The sequence below is a fragment of the Pararhizobium antarcticum genome (assembly GCF_001885585.1).
GTDB classification, from domain to species: domain Bacteria; phylum Pseudomonadota; class Alphaproteobacteria; order Rhizobiales; family Rhizobiaceae; genus Pararhizobium; species Pararhizobium antarcticum.
In genome coordinates this window covers 57038-78129 of sequence record NZ_LSRP01000075.1, presented here as the reverse complement: position 1 = coordinate 78129, position 21092 = coordinate 57038, and the positions used below count along the sequence as shown (strand labels likewise).

The window sequence follows — 21092 nt, the reverse complement described above, 5'->3', positions numbered from 1 at the left end:
CGCCTAAACCCACAATCCGCACTAAACTTTCGTAAGAAACTTCAGAGCGAGTTCGTCGGTCGCCAGCAGCGCCGCCGCCCTCGTTGGTGAGCGGTTTATAGTCCCCACACACAAACGAAGTCAACAGCCCAATTTCAAAAAAATCAGATTTCTAACAACATACTGTTTCTAAACACTAATTTCAAAAATCCCCAAAACACACCCAAAATCCGCCCCGCAAACACAAAACCAAACACACAAATCTTGTCCAAATGGTCAAAAGTACTAAGGAGCTTGACACTGGGCCTTTTGCCCTCATGCGCGCTGTGCACGAGGTGAGAAGGACAGGTGCTTTTACGCGCTTTGAAAGTCCTGCTAGGCTTTGTCCCTGGGCTCAATGGGGCCCATGCTCATTAGAGCCCGTTTTCACTGGAGAATGCCGATGCTGGTCCTGACCGAAGCCGAAACCCGTGCCGCCCTCCCCTTTGCCGCCTTGATTGCGGCGGTGCGGCGGATGTTTGCCGAGGGATGCGAGATGCCGGTGCGCCATCATCATGGTGTGCGCGTGCCCGGCGAGGCATCGGCGACCCTGCTGCTGATGCCGGCCTGGCAGCCGGGCGCCTATATCGGCGTCAAGATGGTTTCGGTGTTTCCCGGCAACAGCACACGCGGACTTCCGGCCATCCATGGCAGCTATCTCCTGTCCTGCGGCCAGACAGGGCAGCTGCTCGCCATCATCGACGGCGCCGAACTGACGGCGCGGCGGACGGCGGCGGCCTCTGCGCTGGCAGCCGATTATCTTGCCGTCAAGGATGCAAGCCGTCTTCTGATGGTCGGCGCCGGTCGCCTGTCGCAGAACCTCATCGAAGCGCATGCCTCGATACGGCCGATCACGGAGGTGGTGATCTGGGCGCGGGATCCACACAAGGCGGCGCAAACGGCGGCGCAGATCGTCATTCCCGGCATCACCGTCGCCGTCGCCACCGATCTTGAGACCGCGGCGGGCAGTGCCGACATTATATCCTGTGCGACGCTTTCGACCGAACCGCTGATCTTCGGCGACTGGCTGAAACCCGGATGCCATCTCGATCTGGTCGGGGCGTTCAAGCCGAGCATGCGCGAGACAGATGATGGCGCCGTGGTGCGGGCGGAGATCTTTGTCGATACCCGCGACGGTGCGCTGGCCGAAGGCGGCGATCTCGTCCAGCCTATAGAGAGTGGCGTTATCACGCCGCTCTCGGTGCGGGCCGATCTGGCCGAGCTTGCCAAGGGGCTCTATCGGGGGCGCAGCTCCGACCAGGCGATTACCCTGTTCAAGTCGGTTGGCGCTGCTTCGGAAGACCTCGCAGGGGCGATCCTTGCCTATGAGGCGCACCGACGCTGACAATGGCGCAACCGTCCGCGGCCTTGATCGCGTTGCGTCGCGGCGACCAGACTTGCCATGGCGCTGATGGCGGGCGATGAGGACGGCCATGACACATGAACCGATCAGAGACGACGTTGCCGGAGGAGATGTGCTTGCCCTGCCCGGTCCTGCCTGCACGCTCTGGCCGTGCAAGGCGGCACGAAGCGACGACAGGGGAGAACATCATTGAGCGGCGACCGTGCCATCTCCCTGCCTGACCTGCCGGTCTGCGCCAGTCTTCCGCAGCTTGGCGAAGCGCTCAGCGTTGCCTCCTGCTGCGTGCTGTCGGCACCGCCCGGGGCCGGCAAGACAACGGTCGTGCCGCTGTTCCTGCTGCAACAGGCCTGGCGCGGCGACGGCAGGATCATTCTGCTCGAGCCGCGCCGGCTGGCGGCGCGTGCAGCGGCACACCGCATGGCCAGCCTGCTCGGCGAGACCGTCGGTGAAACCGTCGGCTACCGCATGCGGCTCGACAGCCGGATTTCGACAAGAACCCGGATCGAGGTGGTCACAGAAGGCGTCTTTGCGCGGATGATCCTCGACGACCCCGCGCTCTCCGGCATCGCAGCCGTTGTCTTCGACGAGTTCCACGAGCGCTCGCTCGACGCCGATTTCGGCCTGGCGCTGGCGCTCGATGCCCAGCAGGGCCTGCGCGAGGATCTCAGGCTTCTGGTGATGTCCGCGACGCTCGATGTCGGACGGGTGGCGGCTCTGCTGGGCAATGCGCCGGTCATCGAAAGCCAGGGCCGCGCTTTTCCTGTCGAGATCAGCCATCGGGAGCGCGCCTCGAGCGAGCGGATAGAGGATGCCGTGACGCGGGCGATCATCGAGGCGTGTCGCGACGAGAGCGGCTCGATCCTGGCCTTCCTGCCGGGACAGGCGGAAATCACCCGCACGGTCGAGCGGCTCCAGGGCCGGTTTGACAGTGATACAATGATCACGCCGCTCTATGGCAATCTCAGCCAGAAGGAACAGGATGCGGCAATCCGGCCGGCGCCGGCCGGCAAACGCAAGATCGTGCTGGCAACCTCGATCGCCGAGACCTCGATCACCATCGACGGCGTGCGCATCGTCATCGACAGCGGTCTCCAGCGCCTGCCGGCCTTCGAGGCCTCGACGGGCATCACCCGGCTCGAGACGGTGCGTGTTTCGCGGGCTTCGGCCGACCAGCGTGCCGGCCGTGCCGGCCGCACCGAGCCGGGAAAGGCCATCCGGCTCTGGCATGCCGGGCAGACGGCGGCGCTGCCGGCCTTCACCCCACCCCAGATCCTGGCGAGCGATCTTTCTAGCCTGGCGCTCGACATGGCGCATTGGGGCGTGAAGGACCCGGCGCAACTCGCCTTTCTCGACCAACCCCCGGCAACGACATGGCAGGAGGCACAAGCGCTTTTGCTCGCGCTGGGTGCGCTGGATCCGACCGGTGCGCTGACGGCGCGCGGAAAACAGATCCGGGCGCTGGCGCTACCGCCGCGACTGGCGGCGATGGCGGTCACTGCGGCCGCCGAAGGGCATGCCGAGGACGCCTGCCTGCTGGCCGTGCTGTTGACCGAGCAGGGCCTCGGCGGCACCAGCATCGACCTCGAAGATCGGCTCCGGCGTTTCCGCACCGAGCGTGGCGAGCGGGCCGAAGCCTCGCGCGGACTGGCAAGGCGCATGGCACGGGACCTGAAGCCGGGGCAGCGCGCGCCGATGCCGCTGCAGCCCGGTATTCTTTTGATGTGGGCCTTTCCCGATCGGATTGCGCTGCAGCGCGGCGGGCGCGGACGCTTCGTCATGGCCAATGGCCGCGGCGCGGAGATCCCCGAGACCGAGCGCCTGGCTGGTGCCTCGATGCTTGTGATTGCGGACCTCACCGGACGGGCCGGTGGCCAGCGCGTGCTGGCCGCAGCCGAGATCAGCCGCACCGATGTCGAGGCCTACAGGCCGGATGCGATCCGGCGCGAGGACCAGGTCAGCTTCGAGCGACAGAGCCGGCAAATTCGCGCCCGGCGGGTGACGCGGCTGGGCGCCATCCTGTTTGACGAAACCCCGCTGCCGCGACCAAGGGGAGAGGCAGCGGCGCGGGCTCTGGCCGACGGCGTGCGCCAGCTTGGTCTGGCAAGCCTGCCGTTTTCGCAGGAGGCAAGCCAGCTGCGCGACCGGATCGGTTTTCTGTTCCGGACGCTGGGCGATCCCTGGCCTGATATGGCGGACGAGGCGCTGCTTGCGCGGCTCGACGACTGGTTCGTGCCCTACCAGCACGAGACGCGCGGGCTCGACGACGTGTCGCCCTCCAGCCTGTCGGAAGGGCTGATGTCTTTGGTGCCGCATGCGGCAAGCCGTGATCTGGGGCGGCTTGCCCCGACGCATTTCGAGGCGCCGACCGGCCAGCGCCATCCGATCCGCTATGATGGCGAGGAGCCGGTGCTGGCGATCCGGGTGCAGGAACTGTTCGGCCTGAAGACGCATCCGGCAATCGGCGGCGGACGTTTGCCGCTGCTTCTGGAACTGGTTTCGCCGGGCCAGCGGCCGATTCAGACGACGCGCGACCTACCCGGTTTCTGGGCCGGCTCCTGGAAGGATGTCCGGGCCGATATGCGCGGGCGGTATCCACGGCACCCGTGGCCGGAGGATCCAGCCAATGCCATGCCGACGACACGTGCCAAACCACGTGGTACATGAGCCGCCTTGGAGATGAACCGCGAGGTCCATGAAGCACGTAGTAGATCACAGGACGGATGACGGCGGCTGGAGACGAAGGGATGAGCATGGCGGCGTTTGAAGAGAACGGTTCGACAAAGAACCGGACATTGCGGCTGGAGACACTGATCCGGCTGCGCTGGCTGGCGGTTGGCGGCCAGTCGACCGCCGTCGTCACCATCGGCTTCTGGCTGCAGTTTCCGCTGCCGCTGATTGCCTGCGGAGCACTGATCGCGGCGCTCGCCTGGCTCAACGTCTATCTGACCGTGCGGTATCCGCCGTCGCACCGGTTGAGCCCGCCTGCAGCCTTCGCGCTGCTCGGGCTCGACCTGATGCAACTGACAGCGCTGCTGTTCGTCACCGGAGGGCTGGCCAATCCCTTCGCGCCGCTGGTCTGCGTCCCGGTGATCATTTCATCGGCGTCGCAGCCGAAGAAACTGAGCATTGCGCTGGCCCTTACCGCCATTCTCGGCATTACGGCGCTGGCGTTTTCGCCCTTTCCTTTGCCCTGGTATCCGGGCGTCGTGCTTCTGGTTCCGCCGGTGCTGACGGCCGGATTCTGGTTTGCCATCGTTTCGACCACGGCCTTTGCCGCATTCTATACGTACCGCGTCTCGCTCGAAGCAAGCGAGCTTTCAGATGCTTTGACGGCGACCGAACTCGTGCTGCAACGGGAAAAGCACCTGTCCCAGCTCGACGGGCTTGCGGCGGCGGCCGCCCACGAACTCGGGACGCCGCTGGCAACGATCAGCATTGTCGCCAAGGAAATGGAGCGCGAGCTTGGCAATGACCCGCGCTTTGGCGAGGATGTGCACCTCCTGCGCAGCCAGAGCGAGCGCTGCCGCGACATCCTGCGGCGCCTGACCACCCTTTCTTCTGAGAACGAGGCGCATATGCGCCATCTGCCACTGTCCTCGCTGATCGAGGAGGTCATGGCGCCGCATCGCGAATTCGGCATTCGCATCCAACTCGTCGAGATCGGCGAGCGCAGTGCAGAGCCGGTCGGCAACCGCAATGCCGGTATTCTCTACGGTCTTGGCAATCTCCTGGAAAATGCTGTCGACTACGCCAAGTCGGAAGTCACAGTGACTGTTCGCCACACTTCGGAGAAGGTCACCGTGACCATCGAGGATGACGGCGCTGGTTATGCGCCGGACGTCCTGAGCCGGATCGGCGAACCCTATGTGACGAAACGCCAGAAGGACGACAGTGCCGGCGGTCTCGGGCTGGGCCTGTTCATTGCCAAGACGCTGCTGGAGCGATCCGGCGCCCGGCTGTCCTTCGAGAATGGTGGTCCGGACAAGCCCGGCGCGCGTATCAATGTCGAATGGCCGCGCCACCTGATGGACACCAAGCTGACAAAATGACTTTACGGCCTGCAGGGAACATCGGATAAGCGCACCTACCGGAAAAGATGAAAACGGCGATAAAACGCGCCATGGATCGTGAAAATGTCGGAAAAACCTACGAGTTCAGCAGTCAATGATGGCAATGACGTCAAGATGGACGCCGGTCTGATCGGTTCGGATACGTCGCTGTTGCTTGTCGATGACGATGCGCCTTTCCTGCGACGGCTTGCACGGGCGATGGAGGCCCGGGGCTTTTCCGTCGAAATCGCGGAATCTGTGGCCGAAGGCATTGCCAAGACGAAGATCCGCCCACCGAAACACGCTGTAATCGACCTGCGGCTGACCGATGGCAGCGGCCTTGACGTCATCGAGGCAATCCGCGCCTGCCGCGACGATACGCGGATCATCATGCTGACCGGCTATGGCAACATCGCGACGGCGGTCAATGCGGTGAAGCTCGGTGCGGTCGATTATCTCGCCAAGCCGGCCGATGCCGACGACATCTTTGCAGCACTTGTGCAGCGTGCCGGGGAAAAGGCCGAGCCACCGGAAAATCCGATGTCGGCCGACCGGGTCCGCTGGGAGCATATCCAGCGCGTCTATGAAATGTGCGAGCGCAATGTCTCGGAGACCGCGCGCCGGCTCAACATGCACCGCCGCACGCTGCAGCGCATCCTGGCAAAACGCGCCCCGAAATAGACAGTCTAGCCCTGGTCGTCGCGCGCACCCGACAGGATCGCCGTCGTTGCGGCGTCCATGCTGCCGGTGCGATCGGCAGCCCATTCCGCCAGCATCAGCCTTTGGGCCGCGACCCGCGCGAAGACCAGCGAAACCGACTTTCGGGTCGGCGCCGATAGCCGGTGTTCCGGTGCCTCGCGGATCAGTTCGGCGGCATAGCCATCCGAGACGATCAGGCCGCAGTCGGGTGGAAAGATATCGAGCGGCACGCCGGGATGGGTGGCGAAGAACAGCCGGTCGGAATGCAGCCGGTAATCGGGCCATTTGCGATCGACACGCAGATCCTCGATCGAGGTCTTGATCTCGACAATCCAGATCTCTCCCTTCGGCGACAGCGACGCAAGATCAGCGCGGCGACCGCTGGCCAGCGTCAGTTCCGGCAGAACGGCATGCCGCAAGTCGTGCAGGAAACGCTGCGTGCCGCGACGCACCATCATCGCGCGCTGCGACTGGCGCCCATCGATCAGCGGATTGTCATTGTGGATTGAAAGAATCGCCATGGGCAAACTCTGGCACAGCGGGGCTTTTGTTGCAAAAAAACAATCCGGCGAAGATTTGGCACGGCCGGAAAAAATGCTGCAACGCATTCCCTTGCAATCCATGTGCCGATCGAAAATAACCGACGTCACTGATGGTCGAATCGACCCAGCGATCCTTTGCAGAAATTTAAGAGAACCCCATGCGCTTTCGCAATGCAATTCTGCTGTGCAGCCTCGCGGCTACCCTTGTCCTTTCCGGCTGCTCCACCTCTCCCATCAGTCCCGTCGGCGAAACAGTGGCCACCAACCAGATCTTCTCGGATGGTTACGGTCCCGTCCAGGATCACGGCTATGCGCTTCCGGCGATCCCGATCGGCAAGGTCAACGAGCGCTTCCACCGCCAGATCGTCGATTATACGACGAAGGAAAAGCCCGGCACGATCATCGTCAACACGCCGAGCCGTTTCCTGTATTTCGTGCTGCCGCGCGGCAAGGCCGTGCGCTACGGCATCGGCGTCGGCAAGTCGGGCTTTGCCTGGCAAGGCAAAGCCTATGTCGCCTGGAAGCAGGAATGGCCGACCTGGCACCCGCCGAAGGAAATGGCCGAGCGCAAGCCTGATGTTGCACAATATGTCGAGGCCGGCATGGGTCCGGGCCTGCGCAACCCGCTTGGCGCGCGCGCCATGTACCTTTTCAACGACGAAGGCCGGGACACGCTGTTCCGGATCCATGGTTCGCCGGAATGGTCCTCGATCGGCACTGCCGCGTCCTCCGGCTGCATCCGCATGATCAACCAGGACATCATCGATCTCTATGCCCGCGTTCGTCCGGGCAAGAACACTCGCGTCATCGTCCAGCAGTAACGGGCGAACTGCCAACGCTTCGATCCACGCGCGGAAATTCCGCCGTGGGTTTGATGCTAGACGGGCCGGGCATCAACGCTGCGTTCGGCCGGGGCACGACACGTGCCTCAGGGATTTGTAGGTAAATTGACACGCGCCGTGCCCCGCTCGGCGTCTTTTGCCGCGCTTCTCAGGTTCTTCTGCGCTTTTGTCCTTGTCAGAACAAAAGCCTCCAATGCCTCGGCCCGACCTCTTACCCGCCCGGCCTTTCAATGAGGTGGGGCATTGCCCTCGACCGTCTTTAAACACGGCGGGGCAAGCCCGGCACGCCCGGACCATCCAAATGTCCGGAGGAGAACCACCTTTCACGCAGCCCCCGGCTTCAGGCGGGCGTTCCGCCATTCCCCGGGGCACCGGTCCCGCCTCGCCGGCAACGCTCATCCGGTGTATCCGATGGCGGGACGAGGCCATTCCAGGCACAGGAGATGCGCCGGGGATTTGCGGGGACGATGTTTTTCTTTGAATGGGGGTGGATCAGCCCCCCAGCAACTGCTGCTGCTTCAGTTCCAGCCGGCGGCGATGCAGGACCGGTTCGGTATAACCATTCGGCTGGCTGCGGCCCTCGAGCACGAGTTCCAGGGCTGCCTGGAAGGCAATGGATCCCTCGAAATCACCAGCCATCGGCGCATAGAGCGGATCGCCGGCATTCTGGCCGTCGACCACGGCGGCCATCCGGCGCATCGTCTCGATGATCTGCGCCGGCGTTACCACGCCGTGGTGCAGCCAGTTGGCCATGTGCTGGGCGGAGATGCGCAGGGTTGCGCGATCTTCCATCAGGCCGACATTGTTGATGTCAGGCACCTTGGAACAACCGACACCCTGGTCGACCCAGCGCACGACATAACCAAGAATGCCCTGCGCATTGTTGTCGAGTTCGCGCTGGATCTCTTCCGCCGTCCAGTTTGGCCTGACGGCGACGGGAACCGAGAGGATATCGCTGAGCCTGGCGCGCGGCCGGCTTTTCAGCGCGGCCTGCACTTCGGCAACATCGACCGTGTGGTAATGGGTGGCATGCAGGGTGGCGGCCGTCGGAGACGGGACCCAGGCGGTGTTGGCGCCCGCCTTCGGATGCCCGATCTTCTGCTCGAGCATGGCCGCCATCAGGTCCGGCATGGCCCACATGCCCTTGCCGATCTGGGCATGGCCGGCCAGACCACATTCGAGTCCGATATCAACATTCCAGTTTTCGTAGGCTGCGATCCAGGCCGCCTGCTTCATATCGCCCTTGCGGATCATCGGCCCGGCTTCCATCGAGGTGTGCATCTCGTCGCCGGTGCGATCGAGGAAGCCGGTATTGATGAACACGACGCGCTCGCGGGCGGCGCGGATACACGCCTTGAGGTTGACGGTCGTGCGCCGCTCCTCGTCCATGATGCCCATCTTGATGGTGTTCGGTGCCATGCCGATCACATGCTCGACGCGGCCGAAGATTTCGCTGGCAAAAGCGACCTCTTCCGGACCGTGCATCTTCGGCTTGACGACATACATCGAGCCGGCGCGCGAGTTCAGGCGGCGGCCATCCGTGCCGATATCATGCAGCGCGATCAGGCCGGTGATGACAGCGTCCATGATGCCTTCGGGCACCTCGTTGCCCTCACGGTCAAGCATGGCCGGATTGGTCATGAGGTGCCCGACATTGCGCACCAGCATCAGCGCGCGTCCCTTGAGGGACAACGTCTCGCCATTCGGGCCGGTAAATTCCGGGTCCGGGTTCAGACGCCGGGTAAAGGTCTTGCCGCCCTTGGATACCTCTTCCGCGAGGTCGCCCTTCATCAGGCCGAGCCAGTTGCGGTAGACGGTGATCTTGTCCTGCGCATCGACGGCGGCGACCGAATCCTCGCAATCCATGATCGCGGTGATCGCCGATTCAAGCACGATGTCGGAGATACCCGCGGCGTCCTCGCTGCCAATCGCCGTCGTTTTATCGATGACGATGCGGATGTGGAGATTGTGGGTCTTCAAGAGGAGTTCGGCCGGTGCGTCGGCAGCGCCGTTGAACCCGGCAAACTGAGCCGGAGTCTGCAGCGCGATTGGGCCGGCATCGGTGAACACCGAGAGCTGGCCACCAGCGATGGAGAGGCGCCTGGCATCGCCCCAGCCTGCGCCGGCAAGCGGCACGCTCGAATCGAGGAAGGCCCGGGCCCAGTCGATGACCTTGCGGCCACGGACCGCATTGTATCCCCCGGCCTTTTCGGCGCCGTCCGTCTCGGCGATCGCGTCGGTTCCGTAGAGTGCGTCATAGAGCGAGCCCCAGCGGGCATTGGCGGCATTCAGTGCATAGCGGGCGTTCATGACGGGGACGACCAGCTGCGGGCCGGCGATCGTGGCGATCTCGGGATCGACATTCTCGGTGGAGACGGAAAAATCCGGGCCCTCGGGCAGCAGATAGCCGATCTCGCGCAGGAAAGCCTCATAGGCTTCCATATCGATCGGTGCGCCATTGGTGCGGTACCAGACGTCGAGCTGTTCCTGCAGCGTATCGCGCCGCGCCAGAAGCGCCCGGTTCTTCGGGGCCAGATCATCGACAAGGGCCGAGAAGCCGACGAAGAAAGCAGCAGCGTCCACAGCCGTTCCTGGCAGCGCTTCATCGACGAGAAAGCTGTAGAGGCTCGTGTCGATTTTCAATCCGTTGATCTCGGTCCAAGCCATCTGTCACTCCTGCTCTTTCAAATCCGGTGGCGCGCAGTGTCTCACGGTTTCATTTCCCGTCAACTGCGCGAAAATGGGAAGAATTCTTTCCAAAACGGAAACAATCACCCGTGGGCAAGTCTTGGCCGGCCGCTGGCCGAGGCGATGAAACGCGCCTCGACCAGCTTGCGGCTTCCTTCTATCGTCGGCGCATCGATTTCCTCGCGGATCGCAACCACCGGATCCTGCGCACCGCTGAGCTTGGCTGCCTGCAGCGCGGCGCCCCCGGCCCGATCGCGGGCTGCGGCGAAGGCCAGCGCCTCGTCAAGGAAGCGGCCGCTGGGCCCGGCGCCATTGACAATGAACACGCCCTCTTCAGGGGTGGTGACGAAAACCGTGACCGAGGACCGGACCTGGCCGACGACGGCACCGACCGCATTGGCGACGCCGGCATCATCCGGGATGGACGACCGTGCACCGAGCATGGCTGCGATGGCCGGATAATAGACCGGCGCCGAGGCGCCGAGGCCGATCAGGGGGCGATCGAGCGCCAGCGAAAAGCCGACGATGCCCGGCATGCGCTTGAGGGCGCGATCGACAGCCAGGGAGGCTGCCGGATCGATCGCCGCGCCATCCTCGGCCAGGCAGGCCGACAGAATGACTTCCGCAGATTGCCGCGTCAGGCGCTCGACGATCATTGTCGCCAAGGCTTCCGGGGTTGAGGCGATCGGGCGGCCCTGCCCGTCCCTGATCCGGGCGGCAAGGGCTGTTCCGAGGCTGGCGGCCTGCGCATTCCACTGATCCTGCCGGCCCAGAACATGCATGGCATCCGACGGCGTCAGGCCGCAGATGTGGACAAGGCCGCGCCCGACCAGCCTGTCGAGCGTCGCCTTTTGCGGCGTACTGGTGAGGAGAACATCGAGTGCCTCCGGCACTGTGCCGATACGGTCATAAAGCGCCAGTTCCTGCGGCTGAAGGCCGCTTGCCAGATGATCCGGCAGGCCAGTGCGCACAGCCAGCCGGCCATCATGGCGGCCGAGATGCGGGGCGCGCAACTGGCGCTCGAGGACCGCGATGACGGCATCCGGATGCTGGGTTGCGGCAAGGCTGAGCGGCAGGAAGCGGCGCGGGCCAAGCGTAATCGTTGCCTGGAGGCCGCGCTCGTTGATCCGGACCTCGGAATCGCCGCCGAGCCCGAAGGTTCGCATGGCGACCGCCTCGACCATGGTGCGAAAGCCGCCGACGACGGCGCCTTCGGCATCGAGCCGCGGCCGGCCCTTGTCGAGCACGGCAACATCCGTCGTCGTGCCGCCGATATCGGAGACCACGGCATCGTCGAGCCCGGTCAGGTAACGCGCGCCGACAAGGCTTGCGGCCGGGCCGGACAGGATCGTCTCGATCGGCCGCAGCCGCGCTTCATTGGCCGAAATCAGCGCGCCATCGCCGCGCACCACCATCATCGGCACATCAATGCCGCGCGCCGCGAGAAAGCCCTCGCAGGCGCCGATCAGCCGGTCGAGCATCGACACAAGCCGGGCATTGAGCAATGTCGTCAGGGCCCGGCGCGGTCCGCCGAGCCTGGATGACAATTCGTGGCTGCAGGTGACGGGAAGATGCGAGACCTCGCGGATGCGGTCGCGGACGCGCTGCTCATGGGCGGGATTGCGCACTGCGAAATACCCGGCCACCGCAAAGGACGAGACCTGTTCGCCAAGGGCGGGCAAGGCCGCGTCGAGCGCCGTTATGTCGAGCGGTGTCTCGCCGCCATGGACATTGTGGCCGCCGGGCAAAAAGAGGACCGGATCGGATCCAAGCGCCTCGGAAAGACCGTCGCGCTTCAGATCCTCCGGCGCGAATCCGATCATGACAAGACCGGCGCGCCCACCCTGACCCTCGACCAGGGCATTGGTCGCCAGCGTTGTCGACAGGGAGACCATGCCGATGGCCGACGGCAAGACACGCGCCTGTTCCAGAACCGATTCGACCGCGCCGGCAATGCCAATCGCCAGATCGTGGCGGGTCGTCAGCGCCTTTGCCCTGGCGACAACGCCAGCCGTTTCGCTGAAGAGAACCGCATCCGTATAGGTGCCGCCGGTATCGATGCCGAGAAGAAGATGAGCAGTCAAGGAAACGTCCATTCGGAAACAGGCTGAACGGCGCCGGCAGGCCGGCTTCAAGAAACATGCGACCGGTGATATGACATCTTGTGCGGAAAGACCATTGCCACGGGCACAGGAAGACAGGCCGGAAGCGACATCCGGCGGAAAAGGAAAGATGCGAATGGCGTTCAAACTGCGACCGATCACCCGGCTTCTGCTGCTGCTCGTTGCACTCGTGCTTCCGGCCCATGGCCAGGCGCAGGACAGCGACGAGGAGGAGTACAAGCCGGAACTTCCCGAAGTCTCGATCTACAAGGCGATGCTGGACGCCAACAAGCAGACCGGCTGGGTGCAGTTTCGCAATTTTGGCAACAAGCAGCTGATCTATTTCACTGCGCTTCAGGTGATGCATTGCCGGGTGTCGGAAATCCGGTATTCCGTCAATGGCGATGCGCTCGACAAACGCTTTCCGGTCGGTGCCTGCGATCCGCAACTGCCCTTCAACCTGCCGTCCGACGACACCAATGAATATGTCTACATCTCGCTTGCGGCAAAAGAAGCGCAGACCATCACCGTGCAGGTCGTCTGGGATGACGGCGCCGGCAGCGAAATCATCGTCTACAAGCCATGTGACGATGTCGGCGATGCCAGCTGTGCCCGTATCAAGACGATCAAGAAACCGGCAAAGCCGCTGAACGAGCCGGGCATATCGGATTCGCCGATCCGCTCGACCCAGACAGCGCCGCGCGGCAAGACCTTCAGCGAACCGACACCCTCATCGGCAGCCCGCCCCTAGGCTGGGTCGTCAGCCGCTGCACCGGCCAGGGCCTGGTTTCCGCTGTCATGTCGAAACGATAGCGCTTCATCAGCACGGCAAGCGCGATCACCGCCTCCTGCAGGGCGAAGGTCGCGCCGATGCAGATGCGCGGGCCGGCGCCGAACGGCAGATACTGGAAGCGATGCAGCTTGTCGCGATTTTCCGGCAGGAAGCGTTCCGGCATGAAGGCGCGCGGCTTGTCCCAGTAGAGCGCATGCCGGTGCAGAGTCCAGGGCATGATCAGAATGGACACCCCCCTGGGGATATCGACGCGTTCACCGGAAGGCGAAACCCAGTGATCATCCTTGATCGCGGCACGGTTGATCGAGGGGGCCGGCGGATAGAGCCGCATCGTTTCCTCGAAGGCGGCCCGCACATGCGGCATCTTTTCCAGCCACTCGACCGGCTCGGCGCCGCTGGCCAGAACGGCATCGATTTCCGCCTCCATGGCCTCGCGCACCTGCGGCGCATTGGCGACGCAGTAAAACGTCCAGGCCAGCGCCCGCGCCGTTGTCTCGTGACCGGCACCGATGAACGTCAGAATATTGTCGGCGATCTCGTCGCGCGACAGGCCGTTCGATCCCTCAAGCTGCAGCAGAAGCGTCAGGAAATCCTTGGGCACCGTCTCCGGCTCCGCGCGCATCCGGCTCAAGCGGCCTTCGATGGTTTGCGAGACAACCGCGTGGAAACGCGCCATGACCTTCTTGCCGCCGATCCGCGTCAGGCGCGGCACCCATGGGGGCGCAAGCAGGATGTCCATCGGATCGACCCGGCCCATGCGATGCAGAAGTTGCTCGACACTGGCGGCAAAGCCATCCGTCTCGGCCGCGACCTGGCCGGAAAACAGGGTTTCCGAGAGAATTTCAAAGGTCAGCTCGGTCATATCGGTGGCGATATCGACGACCTGGTCGCCGTCGCGGGCCGCCTCGTATTTCAGCGCATAGTCTTGCGACTTGGCCAGCATCTGATTGGCAAAGCCCTTGGAATGGCGCGGTGTGAAGACCGGCGCCATCGCCTTGCGCGAGCGCTTCCAGACCTCGCCTTCCGCTGTTAGAAGCCCGTCGCGCAGGATCGGCCGCAGGATCAGCCGGCGCACCTTGGACATTTCGTAGTTGGACGCGTTTTCGACGAGGATATAGCGGATCAGGTCCGGATCATTGACGATCAGGGTGCGCTGGTTGAAGAATTTCGTATCGATCCACGGCAGCGTATAGGAGGGCTCGCCCCAGAGCTCGAGCGGATTGCGCAGAACCGTGCGGATGACCTGCAGGCGCGAAGGGGGCACGGTCCGCGGGATCGGCGCTGGCGGTTCGAACGGTTCCGGGCTGATATCCATCAAGGCTTCCTGTCTGCCATCCTCTGCCGGTGTCTATACGCAGCCAGCCTTGCAGAGGACCATGGCCATTTCAGGATATTTAGAGCAGGCTGCGCAGTTCGGCCAGCTTGTCGTTCACCAGCCAGCCATAGTAATTTTCCTCGGGCCAGCGGAATTCGCCATTGCTGTTTCGGGCGGCCAGGGCCGCGGCGCGCTGGTCGGAATTGCCGACATTGTAGAGGGTCGCGGTGATGCCGGGATTGGTCGAGATATCGACGCCGGCGATCGCCTTGTAGGCGTCGATCGAGTGACGGATCGAGGCGGCCATATAGGCAAGCGAAATATCCGGATCCATGATCGCCTTGTAGACGTCGTTGGCATCATTGGCGTCGAGCCGGTCATAGCCGGAGACCCGGGCGACCATGTCGGTCAGCATCAGCGCCGTCAGCGGATTGATCTGGCCAAGGCCGAAGGTCTGGCCGGCATAGAAGGGCTGGAAAAATACCGCGCTGAAACGATTGTTCGGGAACGACCTGCCGCCCACGGACTTGCCGCGGAACTGGCGGTCCCAGATGTTTTCGCGGCAATTCCACACGGCATAGGAATTCTTCTTCGCTGCACAGGACGAAAACTGCGGGCGGCCGATGAAATCGGCAATGGATTCACCGTCATAGGCGAAGCGGAAACTGTCGCCGGCATAGGCGGCGGCCTTGACATAATAGGACTGCAAGCGGTCATAGGCGTCGACATTGTAGGTATGCTCGCCGACGATCGCGCCGATCATATGAATGGGATCGATGCCATAGGCGCGGGCCGTCGACCTGATCTTGCCGAGCAGCTGCCGGTCCGTCGCCAGCAGATTGCGCACCTTTTCGTATTTCGCATCGAAGGACGTACGGCCTGCCTTTGTGCGTCTCGTGGAGGCGCCGGGGATATCGGGCTGTTCCTGGAAGCGGTTTCCTTCGGGAACGGGGCGCCCGCCAGCCGCCATTGCCGGCCCCTGGAAAAGCGACAGCACGATTACAAGCATAAGGGTCAGAAAAGGGCGCACGGCATAGTCCTGTCAGGCGGTTTCGGGCAGGCGTCAGGCTTTCGAGCGCGTGACATGCGGCAAAATCGTGTCGGAATCATGCCCCGCGCTGCAAACAACCCCGCTCTAGAAACAAAGCAGGCGCCTGTCGAGTGACAGGCGCCTGCGTTTTACAATGCCATGCGACATTGCGCCGGCCGGTGCCGGAAATGTCACAGAATGTAGCGCGACAGGTCGGTATTGGCGGCGAGATCGCCGACATGCTTCTTCACATATTCGGCATCGACCATCAGCGCTTCCCCGGATTTGTCGGGGGCGGCAAAGGAAATCTCGTCAAGGACACGTTCCATCACCGTCTGCAGACGCCGCGCGCCGATATTCTCGACACTGGTGTTGAGCTTGACGGCAACGTCGGCCAAGGCATCGAGCGCATCCTCGGTGAAATCGAGTTCGACGCCTTCGGTTTCCAGGAGCGCCTTGTACTGGCGGATCAGGCTGACTTCCGTTTCGGTCAGAATGCGGCGGAAGTCCTCCTTGGTCAGGGCCTTCAGTTCGACACGGATCGGCAGCCGGCCCTGAAGTTCGGGCAGGAGATCCGAGGGCTTCGAGACATGGAAGGCCCCCGAGGCGATGAACAGGATGTGATCGGTTTTCACCGGACCATACTTGGTTGCGACCGTCGTGCCCTCGACAAGCGGAAGAAGATCGCGCTGCACACCCTCGCGCGAGACGCCGGCGCCCATGCCGCCATCGCGGGCAGCGATCTTGTCGATTTCATCGAGGAAGACGATGCCGTCGTTTTCGGCGGAGCGGACCGCTTCGCGCTGGATCTCGTCATTGTCGAGCAGCTTGTCGGACTCGTCGTTGATCAGGATGGCATAACTTTCCTTGACCGTGGTGCGGACCTTCTTCGTGCGCGGGCCCATGGCCTTGCCGAACATTTCCGACAGGTTGAGCACGCCGATATTGGCGCCGGGCATTCCGGGGATCTCGAAGCCGCCGCCGGGGGTGGCGGTATCGGCGATCTCGACATCGATCTCCTTGTCGTCAAGCTCGTTGCCGCGCAGCTTCTTGCGGAAACTGTCGCGCGTCGCCGGCGAGGCGGTTGCGCCGACCAGCGCGTCCAGCACACGTGCCTCGGCATTCAGATGGGCCTTGGCCTTGACCTCGGCGCGCTTCTTTTCACGCACGAGGCCGATGCCGACCTCGACGAGATCGCGGATGATCTGCTCGACATCACGGCCGACATAACCGACTTCGGTGAATTTCGTCGCTTCGACCTTGATGAAGGGCGCACCGGCGAGCTTGGCCAGGCGGCGGGAAATCTCCGTCTTGCCGACACCGGTCGGGCCGATCATCAGGATGTTCTTTGGCATGACTTCGTCGCGCAGTTCATCATTCAGCTGCTGGCGGCGCCAGCGGTTGCGCAAGGCAATCGCCACGGCGCGCTTGGCATCATGCTGGCCGATGATGAACCGGTCGAGCTCCGACACGATTTCGCGGGGGGAAAATGTGGTCATTGTCTTCTTTCCAAAGTGATCGGGTCCGCTTCGCCGGCGCGCAGGCACGCGGCTTTCTGTCAGGCCGCTTGCAATCAGGCGGCGTCGAGAGTTTCGACGACGATAGTGCCATTGGTATAGACGCAGATATCGGCGGCAATCTCCATCGAGCGGCGGGCGATCTCTTCCGCCGACTTGTCGGTGTCCATCAGGGCACGCGCCGCAGCAAAGGCATAATTGCCGCCGGAACCGATGGCGATTGTGCCATGTTCGGGTTCCAGCACGTCGCCATTGCCTGTTATCGCCAGGGTGATCGATTTGTCGGCGACCAGCATCATGGCTTCGAGATTGCGCAGATACTTGTTCGTCCGCCAGTCCTTGGCGAGTTCGACGGCGGCCCGCATCAGCTGGTCGGGATATTGTTCGAGCTTGGCTTCCAGCCGCTCCAGAAGCGTGAAGGCATCGGCGGTCGCGCCGGCAAACCCGGCGATCACCTCGCCCTTGCCGAGACGGCGGACCTTGCGGGCATTGCCCTTCATCACCGTCTGGCCGAGACTAACCTGGCCATCACCCGCCATCACCACCTGTCCGCCCTTCCGGACGGTAATAATCGTTGTCATCAAAACCCTGCCTGCCCGGAGACCGGACCGTTTCGAAGAGCCGCACACCGGCTCCGTCGAGGACTATGTAAGTGGCCTTTTTGCGATTGCAAATAGCTCTCGTGCCGTGGCCTTGCGGCCGGCGATCCGGCCCTGCCTGCGCATTGGCGAGAAACATGGCGGCACTTCTGGATATTTCGCCCCTCGCCTGATATGGAGCGGCTCAGTCACATTCTGGAGAACCTGATGGCCGACCTGCAAGCCAACCGCACCGGCAGCGTTTCGCGCAAGACGAATGAAACCGCGGTGCGCGTCTCCGTCAATATCGACGGAACCGGCACATCGACGATTTCGACCGGCGTCGGCTTTTTCGACCATATGCTCGACCACCTCTCCCGGCATTCGCTGATTGACATGGACATCAAGGCAGACGGCGACCTGCATGTCGACGATCACCACACGGTCGAGGATGTCGGGATCGTCATCGGCCAGGCGCTGTCGAAGGCGCTGGGCGATCGTCGCGGCATCACGCGCTATGCCTCGATCGATCTTGCCATGGACGAGACGATGACAAAGGCGGCGGTCGATGTCTCGGGCCGGCCGTTCCTTGTCTGGAACGTTGCCTTCTCGGCGCCGAAGATCGGCACGTTCGACACCGAACTGGTGCGCGAATTCTTCCAGGCGCTGGCCCAGCATGCCGGCATCACGCTGCATGTGCAAAACATCTACGGCGCCAACAACCATCATATCGCCGAAACCTGTTTCAAGGCCGTAGCCCGTGCCCTGCGCATGGCGACAGAGATCGATCCGCGCCAGGCCGGCCGTGTTCCCTCGACAAAGGGCACGCTTGTTTGAACAGGCTTGTCCGAAACTGCGCTGCTCAAGGAAAGTCGGCTGACGCCATGTCCGTTTCCTATCTGGTTCTGACCCCGCCCGGCACCGCCGGCAATGACGAGAACGCCCGCTTCGTTGCGGATCGTTTTTCGTGGGTGGCCTTCGCCTTCCCCGCCATCTGGCTGCTCGTCAAGCGCCAGTGGCTGGCCGGGCTTGTGGTTTTCGGCCTGCAGGTCGTCTTTGGATTGATCTCGTCGGTGCCGCATCTGGTTGTGGCCAGCCTCCTGATGGAGCTTGCCCTGCGCCTGCTGGTGGCGCTGGAAGGCTCGGCATTCCTCGCCTCGCGCCTTTCGGCCTCGGGCTGGACGCTGCGCGCCGTGATCCCGGCGGATGATCCGACCACTGCGGAGATGATGTATTTCCATGCGGCCCTGCCAGCCGAACATCCGATCCCGACGACACCTGCCCTGCCCTTGCCGGAAGCAAAAGCTGGCATGACCACCCGCACCGATATCCGTCCCGGCTTCGGCCTGTTCGGTTCCTACGGAGAACGCTGATGCGCGTCGCCATTATCGACTACGGATCGGGCAATCTGCGCTCGGCCACCAAGGCCTTCGAGCGCGCCGTGCGCGAGGCCGGCATGACTGCCGACATCGAGCTGACCGACAGGCCCGACCGCGTTGCCAGTGCCGACCGGATCGTCCTGCCCGGCGTGGGCGCCTATGCCGATTGCCGGCGCGGGCTCGATGCCGTCGACGGCATGCATGCAGCGCTGACGGAGGCTGTCGAAAAGGCGGGACGGCCGTTTCTCGGCATTTGCGTCGGCATGCAGCTGATGTCGTCGCGCGGGCTGGAAAAGACGACGACCAAAGGGTTCGGCTGGATCAAGGGCGACGTCGTCGAGATGGCGCCGTCCGATCCGACGCTGAAGATCCCGCAGATCGGCTGGAACACGCTGGACCTGCACCGGCCGCACCCGCTGTTTGAGGGGATCCGGACCGGAGCCGACGGGCTGCATGCCTATTTCGTGCATTCCTACCATCTCGCCGTGGAGAATCCCGAGGAACTCGTGGCCACCACCGGCTATGGCGGTGCGATGACGGCGTTCGTTGCCAAGGACAACACCGCCGGTGCCCAGTTTCACCCGGAGAAAAGCCAGGTGCTCGGCCTTGCCTTGATCACCAATTTCCTGCGCTGGAAGCCCTGACATGATCCTTTTTCCCGCTATCGACCTGAAAGACGGCCAGTGCGTGCGCCTCAAGCTCGGCGACATGGACCAGGCGACCGTCTACAATCCCGATCCGGCCGATCAGGCGAAAGCCTTCGAGGATCAGGGCTTCGAATGGCTGCACGTCGTCGACCTCAACGGCGCCTTTGCCGGCGAGACGGTCAATGGCAGTGCGGTCGATGCCATCCTCAAGGCCACCAAGAACCCGGTGCAGCTCGGCGGCGGCATCCGCACGCTTGCCCATATCGAGACCTGGCTGTCGCGCGGCCTGTCGCGCGTCATTCTCGGCACCGTTGCCGTGCGCGATCCGGCGCTGGTGATCGAGGCCTGCCGGCTCTTTCCGGGCAAGGTCGCCGTCGGCATTGATGCCAAGGGCGGCAAGGTGGCGGTGGAAGGCTGGGCGGAGGCCTCCGAGCTCGGCATTACAGAGCTGGCCCGGAAATTCGAGGGCGCCGGCGTTGCCGCGATCATCTACACCGATATCGACCGCGACGGCATCCTGACCGGTATCAACTGGACCTCGACGCTGGACCTGGCCGACGCGGTTTCCATTCCGGTGATCGCGTCCGGTGGCCTGGCCTCGATGGACGATATCAGGCGCATGCTGGAACCGGACGCCGCCAAGCTCGAAGGTGCCATTTCCGGCCGGGCCCTGTATGATGGCCGCATCGACCCGGCCGAGGCGCTGGCGCTGATCCGGGACAGAAAAGGAAGAGCGGCATGACTCTCAAAGCCCGCGTTATCCCCTGCCTGGACGTCAAGGACGGTCGTGTCGTCAAGGGGGTCAATTTCCTCGACCTGATCGATGCCGGCGACCCGGTCGAATCGGCCAAGGCCTATGATGCTGCCGGGGCCGACGAATTGTGTTTCCTCGACATCACCGCGTCTTCCGACAATCGCGACACGATTTTCGACGTCGTGGCCCGCACCGCCGATCATTGCTTCATGCCGCTGACCGTGGGTGGCGGGGTTCGCCAGATCGCCGATATCCGCAAGCTGCTGCTGGCTGGCGCCGACAAGGTTTCGATCAATTCCGCAGCCGTGAAGAACCCGGATTTTGTCGCCGAAGCCGCCGACAAGTTCGGCAACCAGTGCATCGTCGTGTCGATCGACGCCAAGAAGGTCTCCGCTTCAGGCGAAGATGATCGCTGGGAGATCTTTACCCATGGCGGCCGGCAATCAACCGGCATCGACGCTGTCGAATTTGCACAGCGCATGGTCAAGCTCGGCGCCGGCGAACTTCTGGTGACCTCGATGGACCGCGACGGCACCAAGAGCGGCTATGACATCGCGCTGACGCGCACCATCGCCGATTCGGTGCGGGTGCCGGTGATTGCCTCCGGCGGCGTCGGTACGCTCGACGATCTGGTCGCCGGTATCAGGGATGGGCATGCGACGGCGGTTCTGGCCGCCTCGATCTTTCATTTCGGCACCTACAGCATTGGCGAGGCCAAGCGCTACATGGCCGAGCACGGCATTGCCATGCGTCTCGACTGACGCTGAAAAAGGACG

General features: G+C 63.4%; 18 protein-coding genes. 11 read left to right on the top strand and 7 right to left on the bottom strand.

The genetic code is table 11. From position 1 onward, the window contains the following. Nucleotides 1-421 precede the first annotated feature (421 nt). The 4 genes from lhpI (at nucleotide 422) to AX760_RS08920 (ending at nucleotide 6111) form a co-directional block, all read left to right on the top strand. Nucleotides 422-1363: a bifunctional Delta(1)-pyrroline-2-carboxylate/Delta(1)-piperideine-2-carboxylate reductase gene (gene lhpI, locus AX760_RS08935; RefSeq protein WP_071832530.1), complete on the top strand. Its 942-nt coding sequence runs from the start codon at nucleotides 422-424 to the stop codon at nucleotides 1361-1363. 207 nt (nucleotides 1364-1570) lie between these two features. Beyond that, on the top strand, nucleotides 1571-4045 hold the full coding sequence (gene hrpB / locus AX760_RS08930; protein WP_245294966.1) for an ATP-dependent helicase HrpB: 2475 nt from the start codon (nucleotides 1571-1573) through the stop codon (nucleotides 4043-4045). An 86-nt stretch (nucleotides 4046-4131) separates the two neighbouring features. Continuing rightward, nucleotides 4132-5430, top strand: coding sequence for an ActS/PrrB/RegB family redox-sensitive histidine kinase (locus AX760_RS08925; protein ID WP_087149199.1), 1299 nt, complete (start codon nucleotides 4132-4134; stop codon nucleotides 5428-5430). Nucleotides 5431-5565: 135 nt separating this feature from the next. Further along, nucleotides 5566-6111: an ActR/PrrA/RegA family redox response regulator transcription factor gene (locus AX760_RS08920; protein ID WP_071832537.1), complete on the top strand. Its 546-nt coding sequence runs from the start codon at nucleotides 5566-5568 to the stop codon at nucleotides 6109-6111. A 5-nt stretch (nucleotides 6112-6116) separates the two neighbouring features. On the opposite strand, the gene AX760_RS08915 is transcribed toward AX760_RS08920, so the two are convergent. Beyond that, nucleotides 6117-6650: an MmcB family DNA repair protein gene (locus AX760_RS08915; protein ID WP_071832536.1), complete on the bottom strand. Its 534-nt coding sequence runs from the start codon at nucleotides 6648-6650 to the stop codon at nucleotides 6117-6119. Between the two features lie 179 nt (nucleotides 6651-6829). Here AX760_RS08915 and AX760_RS08910 point away from each other — a divergent pair, with 179 nt between their 5' ends. After that, entirely contained in the window at nucleotides 6830-7492 is a 663-nt protein-coding gene (locus tag AX760_RS08910) for a L,D-transpeptidase (RefSeq protein ID WP_071832528.1), read from the top strand. Nucleotides 7493-8005: 513 nt separating this feature from the next. On the opposite strand, the gene AX760_RS08905 is transcribed toward AX760_RS08910, so the two are convergent. Then, nucleotides 8006-10180, bottom strand: coding sequence for a malate synthase G (locus tag AX760_RS08905; RefSeq protein WP_071832527.1), 2175 nt, complete (start codon nucleotides 10178-10180; stop codon nucleotides 8006-8008). Between the two features lie 104 nt (nucleotides 10181-10284). Further along, nucleotides 10285-12285, bottom strand: a complete 2001-nt coding sequence (locus AX760_RS08900; RefSeq protein WP_071832535.1) for a hydantoinase/oxoprolinase N-terminal domain-containing protein — start codon at nucleotides 12283-12285, stop codon at nucleotides 10285-10287. A gap of 154 nt (nucleotides 12286-12439) precedes the next feature. On the opposite strand from AX760_RS08900, the gene AX760_RS08895 reads away from it, so the two are divergent. Then, on the top strand, nucleotides 12440-13054 hold the full coding sequence (locus AX760_RS08895; RefSeq protein WP_071832526.1) for a hypothetical protein: 615 nt from the start codon (nucleotides 12440-12442) through the stop codon (nucleotides 13052-13054). Here AX760_RS08895 and AX760_RS08890 read toward each other — a convergent pair. The 4 genes from AX760_RS08890 to hslV form a co-directional block, all read right to left on the bottom strand. Next, entirely contained in the window at nucleotides 13017-14411 is a 1395-nt protein-coding gene (locus AX760_RS08890; protein ID WP_071832525.1) for a cytochrome P450, read from the bottom strand. The two genes, AX760_RS08895 and AX760_RS08890, sit on opposite strands and share 38 nt — an antisense overlap. A 79-nt stretch (nucleotides 14412-14490) precedes the next feature. After that, nucleotides 14491-15420, bottom strand: coding sequence for a DUF1402 family protein (locus tag AX760_RS08885; protein ID WP_087149198.1), 930 nt, complete (start codon nucleotides 15418-15420; stop codon nucleotides 14491-14493). A gap of 212 nt (nucleotides 15421-15632) precedes the next feature. Continuing rightward, a complete protein-coding gene (gene hslU / locus AX760_RS08880; RefSeq protein WP_071832523.1) occupies nucleotides 15633-16940 on the bottom strand; it encodes an ATP-dependent protease ATPase subunit HslU in 1308 nt (435 codons plus the stop codon). A gap of 74 nt (nucleotides 16941-17014) precedes the next feature. Next, nucleotides 17015-17539 carry an ATP-dependent protease subunit HslV gene (gene hslV, locus AX760_RS08875; protein ID WP_071832522.1) on the bottom strand — a complete coding sequence of 175 codons (525 nt, stop codon included), beginning with the start codon at nucleotides 17537-17539 and terminating at the stop codon, nucleotides 17015-17017. A 225-nt stretch (nucleotides 17540-17764) separates the two neighbouring features. Between hslV and hisB the strand changes: the two genes are divergently transcribed. The 5 genes from hisB to hisF are packed head-to-tail and all read left to right on the top strand — an operon-like array spanning nucleotide 17765 to nucleotide 21077. Continuing rightward, nucleotides 17765-18373: an imidazoleglycerol-phosphate dehydratase HisB gene (hisB, locus tag AX760_RS08870; RefSeq protein WP_071832521.1), complete on the top strand. Its 609-nt coding sequence runs from the start codon at nucleotides 17765-17767 to the stop codon at nucleotides 18371-18373. A 47-nt stretch (nucleotides 18374-18420) separates the two neighbouring features. After that, nucleotides 18421-18909, top strand: coding sequence for a DUF2628 domain-containing protein (locus tag AX760_RS08865; protein ID WP_071832520.1), 489 nt, complete (start codon nucleotides 18421-18423; stop codon nucleotides 18907-18909). After that, nucleotides 18909-19559 carry an imidazole glycerol phosphate synthase subunit HisH gene (hisH, locus tag AX760_RS08860; RefSeq protein ID WP_071832519.1) on the top strand — a complete coding sequence of 217 codons (651 nt, stop codon included), beginning with the start codon at nucleotides 18909-18911 and terminating at the stop codon, nucleotides 19557-19559. Before AX760_RS08865 ends, hisH begins: the two co-directional genes overlap by 1 nt. A 1-nt stretch (nucleotide 19560) precedes the next feature. Beyond that, entirely contained in the window at nucleotides 19561-20304 is a 744-nt protein-coding gene (hisA, locus tag AX760_RS08855) for a 1-(5-phosphoribosyl)-5-[(5-phosphoribosylamino)methylideneamino]imidazole-4-carboxamide isomerase (protein ID WP_071832518.1), read from the top strand. Beyond that, a complete protein-coding gene (gene hisF, locus AX760_RS08850; protein ID WP_071832517.1) occupies nucleotides 20301-21077 on the top strand; it encodes an imidazole glycerol phosphate synthase subunit HisF in 777 nt (258 codons plus the stop codon). The genes hisA and hisF overlap by 4 nt, the downstream gene beginning before the upstream one ends. The last annotated feature ends 15 nt before the right edge of the window (nucleotides 21078-21092 follow it).